23 protein-coding genes and 1 tRNA gene are annotated in these 20,678 nt (G+C 66.4%); 14 read left to right on the top strand and 10 right to left on the bottom strand.

The window, feature by feature from the left end:
* Positions 1–43: 43 nt before the first annotated feature.
* The 3 genes from TVH25_RS09775 to TVH25_RS09765 form a co-directional block, all read right to left on the bottom strand.
* Positions 44–2,386 (bottom strand): MMPL family transporter, encoded by a 2,343-nt coding sequence (locus TVH25_RS09775; protein ID WP_422423971.1) that lies wholly within the window; start codon positions 2,384–2,386, stop codon positions 44–46.
* 73 nt (positions 2,387–2,459) lie between these two features.
* Complete coding sequence (locus tag TVH25_RS09770; protein WP_169622543.1) at positions 2,460–3,053, bottom strand: TetR/AcrR family transcriptional regulator; 594 nt, start codon at positions 3,051–3,053, stop codon at positions 2,460–2,462.
* 96 nt (positions 3,054–3,149) lie between these two features.
* Positions 3,150–3,614: an RrF2 family transcriptional regulator gene (locus tag TVH25_RS09765; RefSeq protein ID WP_169652980.1), complete on the bottom strand. Its 465-nt coding sequence runs from the start codon at positions 3,612–3,614 to the stop codon at positions 3,150–3,152.
* Positions 3,615–3,762: 148 nt separating this feature from the next.
* Here TVH25_RS09765 and TVH25_RS09760 point away from each other — a divergent pair, with 148 nt between their 5' ends.
* Positions 3,763–4,707, top strand: a complete 945-nt coding sequence (locus tag TVH25_RS09760) for a sterol desaturase family protein (RefSeq protein ID WP_169622541.1) — start codon at positions 3,763–3,765, stop codon at positions 4,705–4,707.
* Here the strand turns inward: TVH25_RS09760 and TVH25_RS09755 are convergent.
* Positions 4,688–5,374: a YceI family protein gene (locus TVH25_RS09755; protein ID WP_169622540.1), complete on the bottom strand. Its 687-nt coding sequence runs from the start codon at positions 5,372–5,374 to the stop codon at positions 4,688–4,690. The two genes, TVH25_RS09760 and TVH25_RS09755, sit on opposite strands and share 20 nt — an antisense overlap.
* A gap of 77 nt (positions 5,375–5,451) precedes the next feature.
* Entirely contained in the window at positions 5,452–6,942 is a 1,491-nt protein-coding gene (locus tag TVH25_RS09750) for an amino acid permease (protein ID WP_422423970.1), read from the bottom strand.
* Positions 6,943–7,118: 176 nt separating this feature from the next.
* On the opposite strand from TVH25_RS09750, the gene TVH25_RS09745 reads away from it, so the two are divergent.
* From TVH25_RS09745 to TVH25_RS09730, 4 genes are read left to right on the top strand one after another with little or no spacing between them, the layout of a single operon-like run.
* On the top strand, positions 7,119–8,183 hold the full coding sequence (locus tag TVH25_RS09745) for a glycosyltransferase family 1 protein (protein WP_296550193.1): 1,065 nt from the start codon (positions 7,119–7,121) through the stop codon (positions 8,181–8,183).
* Positions 8,180–9,292, top strand: a complete 1,113-nt coding sequence (locus TVH25_RS09740) for a glycosyltransferase (RefSeq protein WP_296550196.1) — start codon at positions 8,180–8,182, stop codon at positions 9,290–9,292. Before TVH25_RS09745 ends, TVH25_RS09740 begins: the two co-directional genes overlap by 4 nt.
* Positions 9,289–10,305 (top strand): glycosyltransferase, encoded by a 1,017-nt coding sequence (locus tag TVH25_RS09735; protein WP_422423969.1) that lies wholly within the window; start codon positions 9,289–9,291, stop codon positions 10,303–10,305. The genes TVH25_RS09740 and TVH25_RS09735 overlap by 4 nt, the downstream gene beginning before the upstream one ends.
* Positions 10,302–11,150, top strand: coding sequence for a glycosyltransferase family 2 protein (locus TVH25_RS09730; protein ID WP_422423968.1), 849 nt, complete (start codon positions 10,302–10,304; stop codon positions 11,148–11,150). The genes TVH25_RS09735 and TVH25_RS09730 overlap by 4 nt, the downstream gene beginning before the upstream one ends.
* A gap of 375 nt (positions 11,151–11,525) precedes the next feature.
* On the opposite strand, the gene TVH25_RS09725 is transcribed toward TVH25_RS09730, so the two are convergent.
* Positions 11,526–11,774 carry a hypothetical protein gene (locus tag TVH25_RS09725; RefSeq protein WP_422423967.1) on the bottom strand — a complete coding sequence of 83 codons (249 nt, stop codon included), beginning with the start codon at positions 11,772–11,774 and terminating at the stop codon, positions 11,526–11,528.
* Between the two features lie 241 nt (positions 11,775–12,015).
* Here TVH25_RS09725 and TVH25_RS09720 point away from each other — a divergent pair, with 241 nt between their 5' ends.
* The 6 genes from TVH25_RS09720 (at position 12,016) to TVH25_RS09695 (ending at position 14,865) form a co-directional block, all read left to right on the top strand.
* Entirely contained in the window at positions 12,016–12,210 is a 195-nt protein-coding gene (locus tag TVH25_RS09720) for a CbtB domain-containing protein (protein WP_296550201.1), read from the top strand.
* Entirely contained in the window at positions 12,201–12,989 is a 789-nt protein-coding gene (locus TVH25_RS09715) for a CbtA family protein (protein WP_296550203.1), read from the top strand. The genes TVH25_RS09720 and TVH25_RS09715 overlap by 10 nt, the downstream gene beginning before the upstream one ends.
* A gap of 70 nt (positions 12,990–13,059) precedes the next feature.
* Positions 13,060–13,530, top strand: coding sequence for an SH3-like domain-containing protein (locus TVH25_RS09710; RefSeq protein ID WP_296550204.1), 471 nt, complete (start codon positions 13,060–13,062; stop codon positions 13,528–13,530).
* Complete coding sequence (locus TVH25_RS09705; RefSeq protein WP_072705115.1) at positions 13,527–13,823, top strand: SH3-like domain-containing protein; 297 nt, start codon at positions 13,527–13,529, stop codon at positions 13,821–13,823. Before TVH25_RS09710 ends, TVH25_RS09705 begins: the two co-directional genes overlap by 4 nt.
* Complete coding sequence (gene scnC, locus TVH25_RS09700; RefSeq protein WP_296550208.1) at positions 13,823–14,506, top strand: thiocyanate hydrolase subunit gamma; 684 nt, start codon at positions 13,823–13,825, stop codon at positions 14,504–14,506. The genes TVH25_RS09705 and scnC overlap by 1 nt, the downstream gene beginning before the upstream one ends.
* A gap of 50 nt (positions 14,507–14,556) precedes the next feature.
* Positions 14,557–14,865 carry a ScnB gene (locus TVH25_RS09695; RefSeq protein ID WP_378609998.1) on the top strand — a complete coding sequence of 103 codons (309 nt, stop codon included), beginning with the start codon at positions 14,557–14,559 and terminating at the stop codon, positions 14,863–14,865.
* Positions 14,866–14,928: 63 nt separating this feature from the next.
* On the opposite strand, the gene TVH25_RS09690 is transcribed toward TVH25_RS09695, so the two are convergent.
* The 3 genes from TVH25_RS09690 to TVH25_RS09680 form a co-directional block, all read right to left on the bottom strand.
* Positions 14,929–15,019, bottom strand: a tRNA-Ser gene (locus tag TVH25_RS09690).
* A 46-nt stretch (positions 15,020–15,065) separates the two neighbouring features.
* Positions 15,066–15,542 (bottom strand): nucleoside deaminase, encoded by a 477-nt coding sequence (locus TVH25_RS09685; protein WP_296550211.1) that lies wholly within the window; start codon positions 15,540–15,542, stop codon positions 15,066–15,068.
* The gene (locus TVH25_RS09680) at positions 15,543–16,079 is read right to left on the bottom strand and encodes a tRNA adenosine deaminase-associated protein (protein ID WP_296550212.1); all 537 of its coding nucleotides are present in this window, start codon (positions 16,077–16,079) and stop codon (positions 15,543–15,545) included.
* 48 nt (positions 16,080–16,127) lie between these two features.
* Between TVH25_RS09680 and TVH25_RS09675 the strand changes: the two genes are divergently transcribed.
* Positions 16,128–17,090 carry a prephenate dehydrogenase gene (locus TVH25_RS09675; RefSeq protein WP_422423981.1) on the top strand — a complete coding sequence of 321 codons (963 nt, stop codon included), beginning with the start codon at positions 16,128–16,130 and terminating at the stop codon, positions 17,088–17,090.
* Positions 17,078–18,424 (top strand): amidase, encoded by a 1,347-nt coding sequence (locus TVH25_RS09670; protein ID WP_422423966.1) that lies wholly within the window; start codon positions 17,078–17,080, stop codon positions 18,422–18,424. The genes TVH25_RS09675 and TVH25_RS09670 overlap by 13 nt, the downstream gene beginning before the upstream one ends.
* Here TVH25_RS09670 and TVH25_RS09665 read toward each other — a convergent pair.
* Positions 18,421–19,032 (bottom strand): putative glycolipid-binding domain-containing protein, encoded by a 612-nt coding sequence (locus TVH25_RS09665; RefSeq protein WP_422423964.1) that lies wholly within the window; start codon positions 19,030–19,032, stop codon positions 18,421–18,423. The genes TVH25_RS09670 and TVH25_RS09665 overlap by 4 nt on opposite strands.
* 292 nt (positions 19,033–19,324) lie before the next feature.
* On the opposite strand from TVH25_RS09665, the gene TVH25_RS09660 reads away from it, so the two are divergent.
* Positions 19,325–20,482, top strand: a complete 1,158-nt coding sequence (locus TVH25_RS09660) for a GIY-YIG nuclease family protein (protein WP_422423963.1) — start codon at positions 19,325–19,327, stop codon at positions 20,480–20,482.
* Positions 20,483–20,678: the final 196 nt, after the last annotated feature.

The following is a 20,678-nucleotide window of genomic DNA, read 5'->3' as shown; positions in this document are numbered from 1 at the left end:
GAGCGGCCACCGGCACGAACACCGGTGACCGCCGACCGGACCGTCACACCCGGGCCGTTTCTGTCTCCCTCTCCGCCTCGCCGGCGGCGAGTTCGCGAGTGAGCTTCTCGCCCTCCACGTCGACGTTCGGGAGGATCTTGTCGAGCCACTTCGGCAGCCACCACGCCTTGTCGCCGAGCAGAGCCATCACCGCCGGGATGATGACCATCCGCACGATGAAGGCGTCGAAGAACACGGCGACGGCGAGCGCGAAGCCCATCGATTTGATCAGCGAGTTCGGTTCGGCGATGAAGGCCGCGAACACCGAGATCATGATGACCGCCGCCGCACTGACGACGCGGGCGCCGTGGCCGAAGCCGGACACCACAGCATCCTTCGCCGACGCACCGTGCACGAACTCCTCGCGCATGCGGGTCACCAGGAACACCTGGTAGTCCATCGCCAAGCCGAAGACGACACCGATCAGGAAGATCGGCATGAAGCTCACGATGGGTTGCGGGTTGGAGATGAGCCCACCCCAGCCTTCCTGGAACACCGCCACGGTGGCACCGAACGTCGCGAGCACACTCAGCAGGAAGCCGAGCGTCGCGGTGAGCGGCACGAGGATGGAGCGGAACACCAGCATGAGCAGGATGAATGCGAGTCCGACCACCACGGCGAGGTACGGAACCAGAGCGTTCTGGAGGCTCTCGGACACGTCGCCTTCCAGCGCCGTCTGCCCGGTGATGCCGTACGAGACTCCGAACTCCTCCTGCAGCCGGGATTCGTCGTCACGGATGGACGAGACGAGATCCATGGTCGCCTCGTCGCTCGGACCGCTGCGCGGCGTGACGAGGATCTGCGCGGTGTCACCGGCCTCGTTGACCGACACGATCTGCGCGTTGACGACCTCGTCGTGTTCGGACAGCGACGCGACGACCGCACCGAACGCCGCGGGTGCGTCCACGTCGGCCTCACGGGCGTCCGCGACGACGACGAGCGGGCCGTTGCGTCCGGGGCCGAAGCCTTCGTCGATCAGGTCGTAGGCCTGACGTGCGCTCGTTGCGGGGTCCCCGGTCGCTTCGCTCGGCAGGGCGAGTCGCAGGCCGGTCGCGGGAAGGGCGAGCACGCCGAGCAGCACCACACCCGCGACGAGCGGAACGAGCGGGCGGCGCACGAGTGCGGCGGCGAACTTCGGAGCGACACCCGGCTTGTCGTCGTGATCGGCACCGGCCTTCAGGCCGGGGATGCGTCCCGCGAAGGCCTTCTCACCGAAGAGCGAGAGGACGGCGGGGAGCAGGGTGATGGCGATGAGCACGGCCATGAAGACGGTGAAGGCAGCCGCGTATCCCATCGCGGAGAGGAACGGGATACCCACGACTTGCAGGGCTGCGAGCGCGATGATGACCGTCAGACCCGCGAACACGACCGCCGAACCGGCGGTGCCCACAGCGCGACCTGCCGCTTCGGCACGGTCGCTGGTGACGGTGAGTTCGTGCCGGAAGCGCGAGACGATGAACAACGAGTAGTCGATCGCGACCGCGAGACCGATCATGATCGCGAGGGTCGGCGTCATCGAGCTGAGGTCGGTGAAGCCGGTCGCGATGGTGATGCCCATGCTGCCGATGCCGATGCCGACCAGGGCGGTGATGAGCGGCAGACCGGCCGCGACCAGGGAACCGAACGTCAAGGCGAGCACGATCGCGGCAATGCCGATGCCGACGAGTTCCGCGGTACCTCCCGGGAGTTCGACCGCGCTGGCAGCGGTCCCGCTGACCTCCACGGTCAAGCCGGCGTCGCGGCCGATGTCCGCTGCGGCCGCGATCTGGTCACGCATGGTGTCGTCGACGTCGCTCATCTCGCCCGTGAAGGGGACGGTGACGAAGCCGACCGTGCGGTCGGAGCTCAACGGCGACAGTGCGGCGGCGTTCGCGAGAGCGGCGTCCTCGGGCAGTCCCTGTTCCGCACCGGCAGCCTTCATCTGTTCGACGAGGCCGGCGTCGGCGAGTACCGGGTTGGCCAGTACACCGGCCTGCTCCTCGGGCGTCGCGGTCGCCGGATCCACCTTGGCCGGCGGCGCCACACGGTCGATGTCGCGCACTGCGGCGAGCACGTCGTCGATGGCCTGCATGTTGGCGGGCTCGTCGAGCGTTTGCCCGTCGGGGGCGGCGAACACATACCGGGCACTGAGCTGATTCATCGGATCTTCGGCCGACGGGAAGCGTTCGGCCATCAGGTCCTGTGTCTTCTGCGCGGGGGTACCGGGCAGAGAGAAGGAATCGGTGGTCGGACCCGACAGCGTCGCGGCACCGACACCGAACAGGACGAGGATCGCCAGCCAGAAGGAGAGAACCGTGCCTTTTCGCCGGTAGGCGAACTTGCCGATCCGATATAGGTAGGTCGCCACGAGGCACCCTTTCGTTCGGACATTTCTTGCGGAGGGAGGGGTCGAGTCGACCGCTGTAGGGCGTACTCGCGCGTTACGGGAAACCGAGACGCAACCGGCCGAAGGCGTCGCGGATGAGGTCTTCGGGCGACCGGCCGACTCCCGCGAGATGCATCTCGATCGCTGCCTTGATCGCGCCGAGAGCCACGTGGTGGATCAGGTTGGGGAACAGTTCCACGCCCGGATCGGTGCCCGTGCGTTCTGCGATGACGTCGATGAGCATCCGCGTCGACCGTCGCTCGACCTCGATGCCCCGGACGAGCAGTGCCGAAGATTCCTCCACGACCGAAACACACGCACCGATCTCGTCGAACGACCACTTCGGGTCGGTGACGAGACCGACGGCGCATTCCCGGAGGGAATCGAGGATGTGTTCGTCGGCCGGGCGCTGCCGCAACATCTCGATCCATTCCTCGATCACACGCTCGAGATGAACGAAGACCGCTTCTTCCTTGCTGGCGAAGTAGTTGTGGAACGTGCGTGTCGAGACGCCTGCGCGTGCGGCGATCGCATCAGCGGTGACCGCGTGCACACCGTGCTCGCGGGCGAGTTCGGCGGCCGCTTCGGCGAGCGCCGCCCGCGTCGCCGCTTTCTTGCGGTCGCGCAGACCTGAGGAGGGAAGACTCACTCCATCGACCGTACAGAAATTGCAGAGCTCGGTAAGTTTGCAGAAGAGTGCAAGATTATGCGATTACCCACATCGGGGCGCTCGCAGTAACGCAGGTCACACTCGGCGGCGCTCCCAGGCGCCCTGATCGCGAGTGAGTTCCTCGACGAACGCGGGCAGGTCATCGGCGACGACATCCTCGAGCGACACCTCTTCGAGGACCGCGCGCAGATTCACCCGCACCGCGATCCAGACGTCGCGCAACTTCTCGGCCGCGCCGGTGTAGACGACATCCTCGGGCCGCTCACCCCGGACCGACGCGAGGGGACCCTCGACCGTCCGGATGACATCGGCTATCGAGATCGCCCCCGGAGGACGAGCGAGCCAATAACCCCCTTCGGGGCCGCGCCTGCTGCACACCAGACCGCCCCTCCGCAGATCGGCGAGCACCGCCTCCAGGAACTTGTGCGGGATCGACTGCGCGGTCGCGAGGGTTTCGGCCTTCACCGGGCGGCCGTCGCCCTTGGCCGCGAGTTCGAGGAGGGTACGGACGGCATAGTCGACCCTCGCGGTGATGTGCATTCCACGCCTCTCACTACGCTGCCGACGGAACCCCCAATTCCTACCAGCAAACTGCGGAAACGGCCGTTCGCGATTCCCAGGCTACTGGTGACACACACCACATCACGAGTAGATTGAACCGTTGTTCACACCTACCGAAAGTGATGCCATGCGGGAGACCCTCTTCGACTCCTGGGGGTCGTTGCTCGAGCCCCTGCACGATCCGGTCGCGCTCGCGATCCCGGCTTTCGTGTTGTTCCTGGTCCTGGAATGGGTTGCGGCTCGCACGCTCGAACACGTCGAACCCGGGCCCGACGGCCGGACGCACCCGCCGAAAGGCGGCTACGAAGTACGCGACGCACGCGCAAGCCTCTCGATGGGACTGGTGTCGATCGTCACCAGCGCACTCTGGAAGGTGCTCGCGCTCGTCGGATACTCCGCGATCTGGGTCTACCTCGCGCCGTGGCACCTGCCCGCCGACGCCTGGTACACCTGGGTGATCCTGCTGGTCGGGGTGGACCTGCTGTTCTACTGGTACCACCGCACAGCGCACCGGGTCCGCGTCGTGTGGGCGACCCATCAAGCTCATCATTCGAGCGAGTACTTCAACTTCGCGACCGCTCTGCGCCAGAAGTGGAACAACAGCGGCGAAATCATCATGTGGCTGCCGCTTCCGCTGCTGGGAATCCCGCCGTGGATGGTGTTCGTCGGCTTCTCCGTGAACCTGGTCTACCAGTTCTTCGTGCACACCGAGCGAGTCGGCACCCTGCCCCGGCCCGTCGAGTTCGTCTTCAACACCCCCTCGCATCACCGGGTCCACCACGGCTGCGACCCCGAGTACCTCGACCGCAACTACGCCGGCATGTTCATCATCTGGGACCGGATGTTCGGCACGTTCCAGCCGGAGACACACCGGCCGACGTACGGCCTGACGAAACCCGTGGGCACCTACAAGATCTGGGAATTGCAGACCCACGAATACAAAGCGATCGCCCGCGACTGGCGTTCGGCAACGGCCCTGCGGGACAAGATGGGTTACGTGTTCGGGCCGCCCGGGTGGACTCCCGCACACGGCCGGGAGGATTCGGAGACCGTCAGCTCCGCTCGAGCGTGATCAGGAAGTCGATGCTTCCGGTGCTGTCGACGGTCACGAACCCGAGATTCGGCGGTTCCACACCGTAATCCGCCCAGACCGTCGGGATGCTTCCGGACGCCACGATCACGTCACCGGTGCGGAGCACCTGCACCTCCAGCGTGGCCGGTCGCTCCTGCCCCCGCAACGTCAGCGTCCCGGTCGCAGGCAAGGTCGTCACCGTTCCATCCGTCGGGAGCGCCGTCAGGTCCACCGGTTCGGTCAGGACGAACGTCGCCGTCGGATAGGTCCCGGTGTTCATCACCCGATCGCGAAACTGCCCGTCGCGCTGGGAACTGTCGGTGGTGACCGAGTCCACCCGGACCGTCACCTCGGCGGCAGTGAGCGTGTCGTTCTCGATGGTGGCGGTGCCGGTCACCTGGTCGGTACTGCCCACCACGGTGACATCGGCTCCGCGCAGGATCTCCTCGACGGTGTAGCCCGCGGCGGTGCGGTTCGGGTCGGTCCCCGCAGTCACCGTCCAGGAACCGTTCAGCTCACCGGAGGCGGCTTCGGCACCGGATTCGGAAACCGACGCTGCCGGCGCGTCGTCCTCGGCGATGAAGTTGCCGTAGACCCACGGCGCGACGAAGAACCCGACGATCGCGATCACGACAATGGCAGCGAGGGACCATCCGAGCTTGCGCATGCCCCCGACAGTAGTTGAGGCTTCAACGCCGTGCGGGGTCGAACGCGAGAAGAGGTCGAACGCTGTACTCCGCGGATCTACACCGGCGGATCGGGGTCAGCAGTGCCTGCCAGCACCGAATGACGTCGGCTGTACACGAAATAGATGACGACCCCGATCGCCATCCACACGACGAAGCGGATCCACGTCTCCACCGAGAGGTTCACCATGAGCCACAGGCAGGCCAGCACCGCGAGTATCGGCACGTACGGCACCAACGGCACCCGGAACCCGCGTTCGAGATCGCCCCGGGTACGGCGCAGCACGAGCACTCCGATCGATACCAGGACGAACGCGAAGAGCGTGCCGATGTTCACCATCTCTTCGAGGGTGCCCAGCGGAACCAGGCCCGCGAGCACAGCCACCACCACGGTGACGACAACCGTCGTCCGCACCGGTGTTCCCCGCGTGCCCGTGTGGGCGAGCCGGCGAGGCATGAGGCCGTCGCGTGCCATCGCGAACAGCACACGCGTCTGACCCAGCATCAGCACCATCACCACGGTGGTGAGGCCTGCGAGGGCACCGATGGAAATCAGGTTCTTCGCCCAATCCATGCCGTTGATCGCGAACGCGGTGGCCAGGGTCGACTCGTCGCCCTCGAGTTCCTGGTAGTTCACCATGCCCGTCAGGACGAGACTGACCGCGACATAGAGGACGGTGACGATCGCGAGAGAACCGAGGATCCCGATCGGCACGGCTTTCTGCGGATTCCGCGTCTCCTCGGCAGTCGTCGCGACGACATCGAAGCCGATGAATGCGAAGAAGACGAGACTCGCCGCGGCGCGCCGGCCGTACCAGCCGAACGTGCTGCCTCCCGCTCCGGTGACGAAAGAGAACAGCGACTGGTGCAGTCCGTTGTCGGTCTCCGCGGCCTCGGCCGGCGGGATGTAGGGCGTGTAGTTCTCCGCCTTGATGTAGAACGCCCCGAGCGCGACGACGAAGATGACCACCCCGACCTTGATCGAGGTGATCACCAGCGACACCCGGGAGGACAGCTTGGTTCCGGACGCGATGACGACGCCGATCACCACGACGATCAGAACCGCTCCCCAGTCCACCTTGCCCGGTCCGACCATCACGCTCGACGACAGCCCTCCCATCACCTCGCCGAGATACAGCGACCAGCCCTTGCCGACCACCGCCGCGGCAAGCGCGAACTCCAGGATGAGATCCCAGCCGATGATCCAGGCGACGAACTCGCCGAATGTCGCGAACGAATAGGTGTACGCGCTACCCGCGACAGGCACGGTGGACGCGAACTCCGCGTAACACAACGCGGCGAGAGCACAGGCGATGGCCGCGAGAACGAACGCCAGCGACACCGACGGTCCCGCGACATTCCCGGCCGTGCGAGCGGTGAGGGTGAAGATGCCGGCGCCGATGACGACCGCGACACCGAACACGATCAGGTCCCACGCGGTGAGGTCTTTACGCAACTTCGAATCCGGGTCGTCGGTGTCGCGGATGGATTGCTCCACCGACTTCACGCGGAACAGACCGCGGTCACGCTTGCTGCCGGCTCGAGTCATCGTCGCCCCTTCCGAGCAGGAACCTACTCGGTACGAGCGGCCGCCATGGACGATTCCGGAACGATGACGCGCTCGGCTCGGACATCGGTGTTATCCGCTCGAAACCGGGTATACCCCGGCGATTACCGAGGGTCGGCCGGGTTCGGCCGACGACTCCGTGCCCGAGGAAGGTGCGTATGAGAACACTGCGTGTCGCGTCGGTCCCCGCATCACACGTCTACGTGCGGCATCTGTCGTCACCCGACGGCGACGACGGAGTGATCCGGCTGCCCGACCCGGTACCCGCCGACGGACGAAAGGTCCCCGGTGGATGGTGGCCACCGATGATGCTCGAGCCCGGATGGATCGACGATCACCACGATGAATTCGACATCTTCCACATCCACTTCGGGTTCGACGCGGTGGAACCCGAAGTGCTCGAGGAGGTCGTCGGCGCCCTCGACACCCACCGGATCCCCCTCGTCTACACCGTGCACGACCTGAGAAACCCTCACCACCCCACCCCGGGCGCGCATCTGAAGAACCTCGACGTGCTGATACCGGCGGCCCGGGAACTGATCACCCTCACCCCCGGCGCTGCCGCGAGAATCCGGGCCGGCTGGGGACGGACCTCGACGGTCCTGCCGCACCCGCACGTGCTCGAGCGGGACTGGTTCGACGCGCCGCACCGCCCGCCGGACCCGTTCGTCGTCGGTGTCCATGCGAAGAGCCTGCGAGCCAATATGGATGTGCTGCCGGTCGTGACCGCGCTGGCTCGAACGGTCGCCGACCTGCCCGGGGCCCGGCTGCAGATCGATCTGCACGACGAGATCTTCGTTCCGTCCAACCATTGGTACGCCCCGGACATGGGAGCCGCGCTGCTGGCGCTCGGGGAGAATCCCGCGGTGGACGTCCGGGTGCACCCGTATTTCGACGACGACGAACTGTGGCAATACCTCTCGGAGTTGACGGTGTCGGTGCTCCCGTACCGATTCGGGACCCATTCGGGCTGGCTGGAGGCCTGCCACGATCTCGGAACCGCGGTGGTTGCTCCGAGCTGCGGTTTCTATCGTCAGCAACAGTCCTGCGACGTGTTCACCCTGGACGAGGACCGGTTCGACCCGGCCTCCCTCGACCGCTCCATCCGGTCGCTGTACGAACGGCGGCACCACATTCCGCGGGCACAGTGGCCGCGACGACTCGAGCAACGCCGACGTCTCGCCGCGGCCCACCGCGATATCTACGAGCGGGCCTCGGCATGACCGCCCGACCGCTGCGCATCGCGCTCGTCGCGTCGAACCGGTATCCCATCCGCCAGCCGTTCGCCGGTGGCCTCGAGTCCCACGTCTGGCATCTGGCGCGTGCCCTCGGAGAAGCCGGTCACCACGTCACACTGTTCGCGGCGTCCGGTTCCGACGAGTCCCTCGGTGCCTCACATCTGGAGGTCCGGTCCTTCTCCCCCAGCGCGACCGCGCGCCACGACCCGTCCATGGCACCGAAGGGCTTCCTCGAGGACCACCACGCGTACCTGTCGTTGATGCTGAACCTGGCGGGTCCGCTGGCCGACTCCTTCGACGTCGTCCACAACCACAGCCTGCATTACCTGCCGGTGGCGATGGCACCGGCACTGCGCATCCCGATGGTCTGCACGCTGCACACTCCGCCGACCCCCTGGCTCGAGTCGGCCCTGGCCGCGACGGCACAGGTCCCGGCGACCTTCGTCGCGGTCAGCCGGCATACGGCGCACGCGTGGCGGCACGCGCTCGAGGCTCCCGCGACCGTCATCCCCAACGGGGTGGACCTCTCGGGCTGGCCGGTCGGCCCCGGCGGCACCGACCTGATGTGGTTCGGACGCCTCGTGCCGGAAAAAGGCGCACATCTCGCGATCGAGGTCGCGCGCCGAAGCGGCCGCAGGCTCACCCTTGCCGGACCGATCTCCGACCGGAAGTATTTCGACGACCGCATCGCCCCCCGACTCGGCGGCGAAGTCGAATACCTCGGACATCTGCCGCGCACGGAACTGGCTGCCCGGGTGGGCCACAGCGCTGCCGTCCTGATCACGCCGTGCTGGGACGAACCGTACGGCCTGGTCGTCGCCGAAGCCCTTGCCTGCGGCACCCCCGTGGTGGCGTTCGCTCGCGGCGGGATTCCCGAGATCGTCGACTCCGGGTCGGGAGTGCTGGTCCCCGCGGGCGACACCGACGCGATGGCTGCTGCCGTGCCCGCCGCAACAGCACTGTCCCGCAGTCACGCTCGCCGACGTGCCCTGGAGTACTGTTCCGAACGGGCAATGGTCAAGTCGTACGTGGCGTTGTACCAGCGCCTCGTCGCCCCTGCCGCCGAACCCGTGTCCGCCGGTCGGCCACGATGATCGGGTACTACATCCATCACCACGGCCACGGCCATCTCGCCCGCGCGACGAGTATCTGTGCGCACCTTCGCAATCCGGTGACCGCGCTGTCGTCGGCGACCCTGCCGGGCCGGAACGCCGCCGTGTTCGACGAAGTGGTCGAGTTGCCCCGCGACGACGAGGCTGTCGACGCAGCCGTCGACCCCACCGCTCACGGACTGCTCCACTGGGTTCCCCGCCACGACGACGGACTGCGCAGACGGATGGCGGCGCTGGCGGAGTGGATCGCGCGCGCCCGGCCCCGGGTAATGGTGGTGGATGTGTCGGTGGAGGTGACGTTGCTGGCGCGATTGTTCGGCATCCCGGTCGTGGTCATGGCCATGCCCGGAACCCGCACCGACGCACCGCACACTCTCGGTTACCGCTCGGCAGACCACCTGATCGCCGCGTGGCCGCAGGAGGTGTACGACCCCGAGTGGCTGCACCCATACGCGCACAAGACGTCGTATGTGGGTGGCATCAGCCGATTCGACGGGCGCCGCGCTCCCCCCGATACGGACGATTCCGATGACCGTCCCACCGTGCTGGTGATGGGCGGGAGCGGTGGTTCGGCCTTGTCGTCCGGTGATTTTCGGTCCTGGACGAGTCGCCACACCCGGTACCGGTGGGAAGGCATGGGAGTTCCCGGGGGCGTCTGGGCCGATGATCCGTGGCCCTCGCTGTGCCGGGCCGACGTGGTGATCGGCCACGCCGGGCAGAACACCGTCGCCGACATCGCAGCGGCTCGGCGCCCCGCTGTGCTCGTCGCCGAGCGGCGTCCCTACGACGAGCAGCACGCCACGACGGCCGCCCTCCACCGCGCCGGATTGTCGGTGGGGTTGCCGGAGTGGCCGGACCCCGACCGGTGGCCGGAGTTGATCGAGCGGGCCCGCGGTGCCGACCCCGCGCAGTGGGCACGCTGGCAGACCTCCGGAGCCGCGGCGCGCGCCGCCGCGATCGTCGACCGGATCGCCGAGGAGGAGGCACCGACGTGAAAGTCGGTGTGGTGACCATCGCAGCGCACCGAACCGCTCACCTGCGCATGCAGATGACGGCGCTCGCACGCGGTTCCCGGCGTCCCGACCAGCACGTTGTCGTGTCCATGGGCGATCACGAGGTCTTCTCGCTGGCCCGGGTCGCCGGTGCGGACGCGCAGTGGATGGAGCCGACGGAAGGCCGTCTGCCTCTGGCCGAAGCCCGTAACCTCGGGGCCCGGCGGGCACTCGAACTCGGCGCCGAGTTACTGGTGTTCCTGGACGTCGACTGCATCCCGGCCACGAATCTGGTGAGCCGCTACGAGGAGGTCGGCAACGATCAGCGTCACCAAGTGGCGTTGCTGTGCGGTCCGGTGACCTACCTGCCACCACCTCCGGTCGGCGGGTACGACCTGGATGCACTGGACGCGCTGATCGATCCGCATCCCGCCCGTCCCCACCCGCGCGCCGGTGAAGTCGTCACCGGTGAGGACTACACGCTCTTCTGGTCACTCTCGTTCGCTGTCACCGCGGCGACATGGCACCGTGTGGGCGGATTCTGTACCGACTATTCGGGATACGGCGGGGAGGACACCGACTTCGGGCAGGTCGCGGCGCATCGGGGAGTGGGGCTTCGCTGGCTCGGCGGAGCCCACGCGTTTCATCAGCATCACCCGGTGTCGGATCCTCCGGTGGAACGACTGGACGATATCCTCGCCAACGCCAACATCTTTCATGATCGATGGGGGTGGTGGCCGATGCGCGGATGGCTCGACGCGTTCGCCGAACGCGGGTTGGCCCGCTATGACAAGGGTTGCGGACGGTGGTTACGCGGCGCCGACCGCCACTCGGCACCGGGCCGATGATCTTTTCTGCGGACAATCATGACCTGCACGTGGAATTAATCGAATTCACCAAGAATTGCATCGACAATGCGACACTTCCCCACGAGACGACAAAGACGACAAGTCACAAAACCGCCGCAACGGTCATAGACCGAATATCGCTCACAACGGTGAATTCAGGTCGAACGAATCAAGAGCAGCGGCCTCGGTTACTCGACCAGCCACGCGATCGCCACACCGATCTGCGCGTTTGCCGCAAACAGCACGTTCGCGGGTGTACCGCCGGATTGCCCGCGACGAGGTGACGTCCCGAGTCGGGTTCCGGACCGATCCGTCCGCCTCCCGAATGCGTTGACCACGCAGTGAGCGTGGCGGGGCATGGCGGTATCGATGACCTCACGATCCGTGAATGATCTTCCACACCAACGGAACTGGGACGCCGGTCCCGGGAGCCTTCGCGACCGGGGAGCCGACGATGAACGTCGGGCCCGCCTCGTCCAGGGCGGTCGGATTCGACGCGGAGAGGATGCCGGCGTCGGCGGGTCGGAAAGATTCGATGAGAAAAGTGTCGAAGAATCTGCCCCTCCTTCCGCGGACGATCATGATCCGCAACGCGGAAATTATCGAATTCACAAGAAATTGCACCGAGTGCAACCCTCGCCCACGCGACAGCGAAGTTGATCGTCGCAAAACCGCCACAACGGTCATACCAACCGAATACCTCTCGAGACAGTGAATTTCACGTCTCACGGATCAAGAAGACTGCCCTTCCGGCCGATGCGGATGTACGGTTGAACAGTCTTGCCCGCACGCACCGCGCCCAATAGTTCGATAGTCGTTCACGACATCGAACAGGCCGACGGGACTCAACCTCCAGGGGTAAACCATGACATTCACCGCAGTGCCCGAACAGACAACCGAAGCGGTCAACGCGGCTCTCATCGCATTGGGCGTCGTCCTGCTCGCATTCCTCACGCTCTATCTGGTCGGCTTCGACAACGGTGTGCTCTCGCGCAGCGGCATGTACCTGCACGAACTGATGCACGACGGCCGACACCTCCTCGGGCTGCCATGTCACTGACCGGAACGTACACGCGGTTACTGGTCCGCGGGCTCCTGGCGGGACTTCTCGCCGGGCTGTTGGCCGGCGGCGTGGCCTTCGTTGTCGGAGAGCCTCAGGTAGAGGCTGCCGTAGCACTGGAAAACTCTGTTGCAGAACCGCATTCGCATGGCGAATCGGACTCCGGCGGAGTCGCTACGGCAGATCACCATGACGACGAGCCTCTCGTCTCTCGGACAGGTCAGCGCGCGGGATTGTTCCTCGCGACTACGTTGGCAGGCGTCGCGCTGGGCGCGATCTTCGCTACGGTGGCGTACGGGATTCGGCGAGCTGTTCCGGTCTCCGCCGTAACGCTGAGTCTCGGCCTGGCCGGAGCCGCATGGCTCGCCGTCGTGATGGTGCCCTACGTCAAATATCCGCCGAATCCTCCGGCCGTAGGCGACCCCGAGACCTTCGGCCAGCGCACCTGGCTCTGGCTCGCCGCCGTGGCCATAGGACTACTGGCAGTGGTAGTCGCCGCGTACGTGGCCACTGCATCGGCGAAACGACTCGAACCTGTCGCCCGCATCGCGGCTACGGCTCTCGCTTTCCTCGTCGTCGCGGTCGTCGGTTGTGTTCTGTTGCCGTCCGTCAACGAGGTGACCGACGGGTTCCCCGCCACGTTGCTGTGGGAATTCCGGCTGTCCACACTAGCTACCCAGACGACCCTCTGGGCGAGCCTGGGTCTCGTCTTTGCATACCTATCCGACCGGTCGGCCCGCCCGCCGGTCCGTGAGGCGGCGCCTATGTCGGCCATGTGATTCCCATTCCCAGTCCGCCCCGCGAAGGACTCCTCGAGGGGAACCACCGACCGATCGGATCGGAAACACAATGAGTTCACCGGCTAAGCAATCCGGGGCGTCGAAGAACACACCCAGCCCCAGCACGTCGTTCAACACCCTGACGAGTCTGCTCGCGGACATCGCCCCAGCCATCCACGAGGTACAGGACTCCCCGTACACGTTGTCCAACGCCCGATATGCCGCACTGCGGCACGTGCTCCACGACGTTGGTGGCCAGCCCGACCTGCCTGTCGAGTACAAGGAAAAGGTCGAAGAGGCGTGGGAGATGAACACGTACGTCACCTGTGAATGCCTGGGCTGGCGGGGCGCCTGGAATTCCGAGATGCGGCGCCGTGCCGAAAATGATCTGGGCGCGACGCTTTACTTCGGCCTTCCGTACTACGCGCGCTGGATCACCGTCGCCACCAAGACTCTTATCGACAAGGGCCTGATCACACCAGATGAATTGTCAGCCAAGATCGACGCTGTCCGCACACGTTTGAGCGAGGAGCGATCATGACGAAATACCAGATCGGCGACCGCGTTACGGTAAAGGACGCGACGTCCCTGTTCCACACTCGCACACAGGCTTTCGTGCGCGGCCATACAGGCGTCGTCGTCGAGTACCGTCCCGAATGGGTTATCCCGGAGGACGAGGCATGGGACCGCCTCGAGAACGGGCGCACCGAACCGTTCTATGTCGTGCGGTTCCTCCAGACCGACCTGTGGGACCCATACACCGGATTCGATGTCGACACCCTCGAAACAGAGTGCTCCGAGCGCTGGCTTGCACCCGCAAAGGACGAAGCATAATGAGCGAAAATCACAGCCACGATCCGATCCAGGAAGGCCCTGAGGTAGGCGAATTCGAAGTACTCGAGGCCGCCATCCGGGAACTGTCGATCGAAAAAGGTCTGTTCTCATCCGAAGACCACCGCCGATTCTCGGAGTGGGCGGAGTCGATCGGTCCTTCCAAGGGGTCCCAGCTCGTCGCCAAGGCATGGCTCGACCCCGACTTCAAGCGTCAACTACTCGAAGATGCCACCGAAGCCTCCAAAGCGGTGGGCGTCGACTGGCTGGACCCGACCGGGACAGGTACCCCCAGCGATTACACGTTCTTCTACGTCCTGGAGAACACACCCCAGGTGCACAACATGATCGTCTGCACCCTGTGTTCGTGTTACCCGAGGCCCGTCCTGGGCATGTCACCCGACTGGTACCGGACCCCCAACTATCGCCGCCGGCTCGTGCGCCGTCCCCGCGAGGTGCTCGCCGAGTTCGGTCTCCATTTCCCCTCGGATGTCGAAGTGCGCGTCCATGACTCCAACCAGAAGTCACGGTTCATGGTGATGCCGATGCGTCCGGAAGGCACGGAGGGCTGGACAGAGGACCAGCTCGCGGCGATCGTCACCCGCGACACCATGATCGGTGTCGCTCTGCCACAGGCAGATTGGACCGCGGAGAAGGCACCCTCGCAGGTCGGAGGTCCACAGTGACAGTTGACAAGCAAAGGTTCGACCGGCGCGATTCGGTCGAGGCCCACGAGATCATTCTGGGGTTGCTCGGGGATGATGCGGTCCGGGAGACGTCGCTGCCGGAACTGGACCGTAAGCCGGCGCCCTGGGAGTCGAGCATGCAGGCGACCGTCGAGTGTCTCTCCTGGCGCAACGTCTGGGACAACCTCGAGCGTCGCCAGACGGAGGACGCTCTCGGCGAAGATATCTACCGCGAGTTTCCGGTCCATACCAGGTCCGCGATCGCGACCGCACATACACTGCTCGACCGCGGGGTGATCGATCCCGACGAACTCCAGGCAAAGATGCGGGAGGTTCGGGCCCGGTTCGAAGGAGACTGAACCCACTCCGGATCCACCCAGACAAAAAAGTCCCTCACCTGTGTGAACAGGTGAGGGACTTTATGGCGGTGGCGGAGGGATTTGAACCCTCGGACGGGGGTTACCCGTCACACGCTTTCGAGGCGTGCTCCTTAGGCCGCTCGGACACGCCACCGCTAAAAGACTCTACCGGATGGTGCGCCTGGACTGAAATCGGCAGGTCAGAGTCCCGGACGAGGGTCGCGCCGGCCGTGGAAGAACTCCTCCAGAACCGCCGCACACTCGTCCTCGAGCACCCCGCCGCGCGCCTGCGGGCGATGGGTGAGGCGACGATCCCGCACGACGTCCCACAGCGACCCGACGGCGCCCGTCTTGGGCTCCCATGCGCCGAAGACGATCCGCTCGACGCGCGCCAGGACAGCCGCACCGGCGCACATCGTGCAGGGCTCGAGGGTGACCGCGAGGGTTGCGCCCTCGAGACGCCAGCCGTCTCCGTGCACGCGCGCCGCCGCCCGCAGCGCAAGGATCTCCGCGTGCGCGGTGGGGTCCCCTGTGGCCTCACGCGAGTTCGCGGCCCGGGCCAGCTCGGTGCCGTCGGCCGCGAACACGACCGCGCCCACCGGAACGTCCCCGGCAGGCGCAGCGGTCGCAGCGTCCAGCGCGACCCGAATCAGTTTCTCGTCGTCGCGCAGCCCCATCTAACGCAGTTTGTCCAGCGCAGCGGCCCACACATCGTCGAACCCGAGGCGCTGTGCGACCTCCTCGAGTTGTTCGTCGGGATAGAGATCCGTCTCGGAGAGGATCACGGACAGCACGGGTTCCGGTAGACCCATGTCCTTGAGAATCCCCAGGTCACCTTCTTCCCACGGCTCCACGTCGTCCAGCTCGTCCGGATCGATGTCCGGGATGTCGACATTGAGTGCGTCGAGAATATCGGCCGCAATGTCGTAGTCGATCGCCATCGTGGCGTCGGACAGCAGGATCCGCGTTCCGGACGGTGCGGGCCGGATGATGACGAAGAACTCGTCATCGACGTTCAGCAAACCGAACACGGCGCCGGAGCTGCGGAGCTCCCGCAACTCCGTCACGGCCGTGTCCAGGCTCGTCAATGCCGCATCCGAGAGTGCGCGGCACTTCCAGAGTCCGTCTTCACGCGTCACGGCGACGGCAAAACCGTCGAGGTCCTCGATCGAACTCACCGAAGGGCTCTTGTTCCCTACGCGTTGTGCAGCCATGCGCGCAACGGTAGTCTGCCTCGTCCCGCGAATGAAGCCCGCGCCCGAATATGCCAACCTGGAGCGGTGCCTACCGCTACGTTCGCCCCGCCCGTATGTGTCCTCGGCCTCGGCCTGATCGGTGGATCGCTTCTCCGCGCAGCGGCAGCGACCGGCCGCCAAGCATGGGGGTACAACCGCTCGCCGGAAGTCGTGCACTCGGCCCGCGATCTGGGTTTCGACGCGAGCACGGACTTGACTGCGACGCTCCAACGCGCCGCCGATGCGAATGCGATCGTGGTGATCGCGGTCCCGATGCCGGCGGTCGGGAGCATCCTCGAGGCGATCGCCGAACACGCACCGGATGTCGCGCTCACCGATGTCGTCAGCGTCAAGTCGGAAGTGGCGGCCGCCGTCGCCGCACACGGCCTGTCCCGGCGTTTCGTCGGCGGTCACCCGATGGCCGGCACCGCCGAGTCGGGCTGGGCCGCGAGCACCGTCGAGCTGTTCCGTGACGCCGTGTGGGTCGTGACGGTCGACGACGGCACCGACCCCGAGGTGTGGCAGGCCGTCGCGGACCTCGCACTCGACTGTGGCTCGGTCGTCGTGCCGGCCGAGTCCGCCGAACACGATGCGGCGGTCGCCCGGATCTCGCACCTGCCGCATGTGCTGGCCGAAGCCCTCGCGCTGGCGGGGGCCGCCGGTGGCGATCTGGCCCTCGGATTGGCTGCGGGCTCGTTCCGCGACGGAACCCGCGTGGCAGCGACCGCTCCGGCACTCGTCGACGCGATGTGCGAGGCCAACGCCTCAGCGTTGCTCGTGGCACTCGACGAGACCCTCGAGGTGCTGTCGGCCGCGCGGGAACAGCTTGCCGACGGCAGCACCACCGACCTCACCCGGGCCGGATTCGACGCCCGCGCCCGGTACGACCAACAGAAGCGCGTCTCTGTCACCGGCGTCGTCCCCGGGGAGGGTGACTGGCTGACCGTGCTCCGCGAGGCCGGGCGTCGCGGAGAGGTATGGACCCGATGACCCTGCGCGACGTCGCCTCCGCGCTCACGACCGGCAAGCTGACGCCGACCGAACACGTACGACAGGTACTGGCCGACCTCGACGCGCTCGACGGCACGCCGTGGCACAACATCGTCGCGGCCCGTGACGACGCGGTTGCCCTCGAGGCTGCGGCACGCGCCGACTCGGAGATCGCGGCCGGAAACTGGATAGGCCCGCTGCACGGCGTCGCAGTTGCGGTCAAGGACAACATCGACGTCGCCGGCATGCCCACCCGCTGCGGCAGCGCCGTGCTCGACGATGCGCCGCCCGCGACGACCGATGCCCGCATCATTCGTAAGTTGCGGGAGGCGGGCGCGATCATCGTCGCGAAGACCCACCTTCACGAATTCGCCTACGGTCCGACGGGTCTCGTCAATGCTTCCGGGCCCGCTGCGCATCCGCACGAACCCGGGCTCATCAGTGGCGGCTCGTCGTCGGGGTCGGCGGTTCTGGTGGCGCGCGGGATCGTCCCCGTTGCCCTCGGCACCGACACCGGATGCAGTGTGCGCACCCCGGCCGCCTTGTGCGGAATCGCCGGTTTCAAGCCGGGTCACGGAGCACTACCCGTCGACGGGGCATTCCCGTTGTCGACGACGTTCGATCACGTGGGTCTGCTCGCCGCGGACACGCTGGACGTCGCGCTCGCGTGGGGTGCGATCCCGGGCATCGCGCACCTGCGGACCCCGGTGTCCGGGCTCCGCATCGGTCGTCTCCGCGGCAGCATCTGGGACTTCCCCGACCCGGACTTCGAGGCAGCAGTCGACGCCGCGTGCCGCACACTGGCCGACCTCGGTGCGGAGGTGGTCGAGGTGACGCTGCCGGAAACTGAGGAACTTCTCGAGGTGTATCCCGTCGTCACCGGCTCGGAGGCCTACGACACCCACCGCGAGTGGTTCGAGTCGACCCCTGAGCGCTACCAGCCCGCCACGGCGGCGCTACTGGCAGCGCAGCGGGACCGGCCCGCCTACGAGTACGTGCGCGCGGTACGGACGGTCTCACGCCTGCGCCGCGACGTCGTGGATCGCCTGCGGACATCGGAAGGGCTCGACGCGCTGATCACCGCGACGACCGGCATCCGTTCGGCACCCCAGGACAGCGATCCGCTGGCCCTGCGGAGGCCGCTGCTCGAGCACTGCATTCCCTTCAGTGTCCTCGGCGTACCCGCGTTGTCGGTACCCGCACCGGGCGGCGGCACGAGACCGATGGGCTTGCAGGTCGTCGGACTCACCGCGGGAACCGGCGGACACGGGAGCCACCCCGCCGAGTCCACCGCGCTTGCGGTCGCTCTCGCGGTGGAAACAGCCGACGGCTAGATCCGCTCGGCCAGCCCGCGGTACTCCAGGACGAATCCGTCCGCGTCGACGGTCACCGACGATGTCGACACCGGCGACAGCACATGGATGCCGTCGGACGCGCTGCTGTACATCACGGCTGCTTCCTGCACGCCCAGATCGACGAGGTTCACGTACACCACCGGGACCTCGAGGTCCGCGGAGCCGGACTGCAGTCCGTATCGCCGGATCGGCAACGCATTGAAGAACGGGCTCAGGATGACATCGACGTCCAGCGCCCCACCGAACGTGGAACGTTGGTGCTGGGTGCCGTTGTCGACCATCCAGATGCCCTCTTCGGAACGGCTGATCGACATGTGTCGCTCACCCGCCGCGACGGTGGTCCGCACGGACAACCGGCGCGTGACGCCGTTTTCGTCGGTCACCAGGTCGTAGGACGCGCTGAATGCGGGGTGGTCGTCGCACGCGCCACCCACGATGCGACCGGACGCTTTGATCCGGCGGCCGTTGAGCTGCACGCGCACAGATTCCATTCGGGGCGCGTCCAGCGCTCGCCAGGTGAGAAGCGCGGGCCATGCCGACGCTGTACTCGCCGCAGAACCCGCGGCATCAGAGGCTGGGATGCTCACGAGCTATACGTTAAGCGACGACGGTCGGCGGGGAGGCAGCGGTGCCGTTATTGGGCACCGCAGAGGGTGCCCGCGCCCGTGCGAATCTCCTCGACCGGCGCAAATCCTCGCGTCGACGGCGCGCCCCTTTTCCGCGCGCACGACAAGTTCGGGCAATCCGGACGCCGATAGGGGTCCTGGGGAATCGAACGTCGCCTCGGCGCCGCCGGTGGCGCGTAGACCGGCAGCATCGACTGTTGTGGACTGTGCGCGGAGGGGCACTCGGCCATCGGTATTGGCCTAGAGTCGCACCATGCGTACCGTGTGGACAGTTCCTCTGAACATTGCCCAAACTTTGCTGGAATCTCCCGAGATCCAGATGTTTCTGACCAGCAATGAGCTGCCCGACACCGCAGACGATCCCCGCCAGAGGCTCGAAGAGTTCACTCTGGCTCTCGGCGCACTCAGCAAGCACGCCGGGCGCACCTTCGGCACCGTTGATGCGGCCAACCGCGAACTGTTCGGCGGTTCCGCCGGCAGGGTGCCCGTGTCGCTCCGCCTCACCGTGCTGCGCGCGATCGTCGCTCAGGTAGACGACCGCACCCCGACTCCCCAGCCGATGCCGCAGCCTGTGATCGACCAGCTCGGTGCGTATGTCTACGCCCTGCTCGATCCTCGCGATCGCAGCATCGTCTACATCGGAACCGGACGTGGAAATCGGATCTTCACCCTGGTCTGGTCAGCCCTCGGAGAAACCCACAAACTCACCGAAGCCGGGGAGAAGGCGCCACCGGCAACCCCCGAAACCGAGGCTGCAATCCGCCGTATCAAGGCCGTCTACGACTCGGGTTATTCCGTGGACCACTACGTGGTGGCCGACCGTCTCGCCCCGAAGTCCGACGCCGACCACACGGCCGACGTCACCGCGCAGGCGGTGATCGCTGCGCTCGGGTTGATCGAGCCGCACAGGGGTGAGTGCATTCTCACCAATCTCGCGGGTACGACGGATGTTTCGGAAGCGGACCGCACCGCGATCCCGATCTCCGAAATTGTGCGCCAGTATTCGGCGACCCCCGCACCGGAATTACCGACACCGTGCGTCGTCCTCCGCATCAACGAGGCAAAGAACGCCGACGCGGCGCAGGTTCGCGCCCTGGCATCGAAGCCGTGGCCGGCCGGTACGGCAGCGCGCGGCATCGACGGCTTGCCGATCATCGTGGTGGCCGACAACATCGTTCGCGCGGTGTACCGGGCGACGCGGTGGGAAGCCGCGGGGCGCAGTGAGGAGAACGGCGGCACCGTTCTCTACCGCTTCTTCGGTGAATCCGATCCGGACCTCGAGCCCAAGTTCGTCGATACACGCCTCAGTCCGGATCGCTTGGGGCTCAAGCGATGGCCGTCGCACGGATGGGCGCCGCGCCTCACGCGCGCGTTGCCCCGCCCGGTCGCGCGGCCGAAGCCCAAGGCCTAATCCCGCCTGAAAGCAGTCGAGGGGGCCACATTTCGTGGCCCCCTCTACAACACCTTCCGGCTGAGCCGGCTTGCAAAACACTGCATACAGAAAAAACTGCATACCAAACACTGAAGGCCCCCAACACAGTTGGGGGCCTCCAGCAAACGGGTGTTCGGCGGTGTCCTACTCTCCCACACCCTGTCGAGTGCAGTAC

Source organism: Rhodococcus sp. 7Tela_A2, assembly GCF_049311045.1.
Classification (GTDB): domain Bacteria; phylum Actinomycetota; class Actinomycetes; order Mycobacteriales; family Mycobacteriaceae; genus Rhodococcus.
Note: the sequence above shows the minus strand (reverse complement) of the source record. Positions and strands in the feature narration are given on the sequence as shown.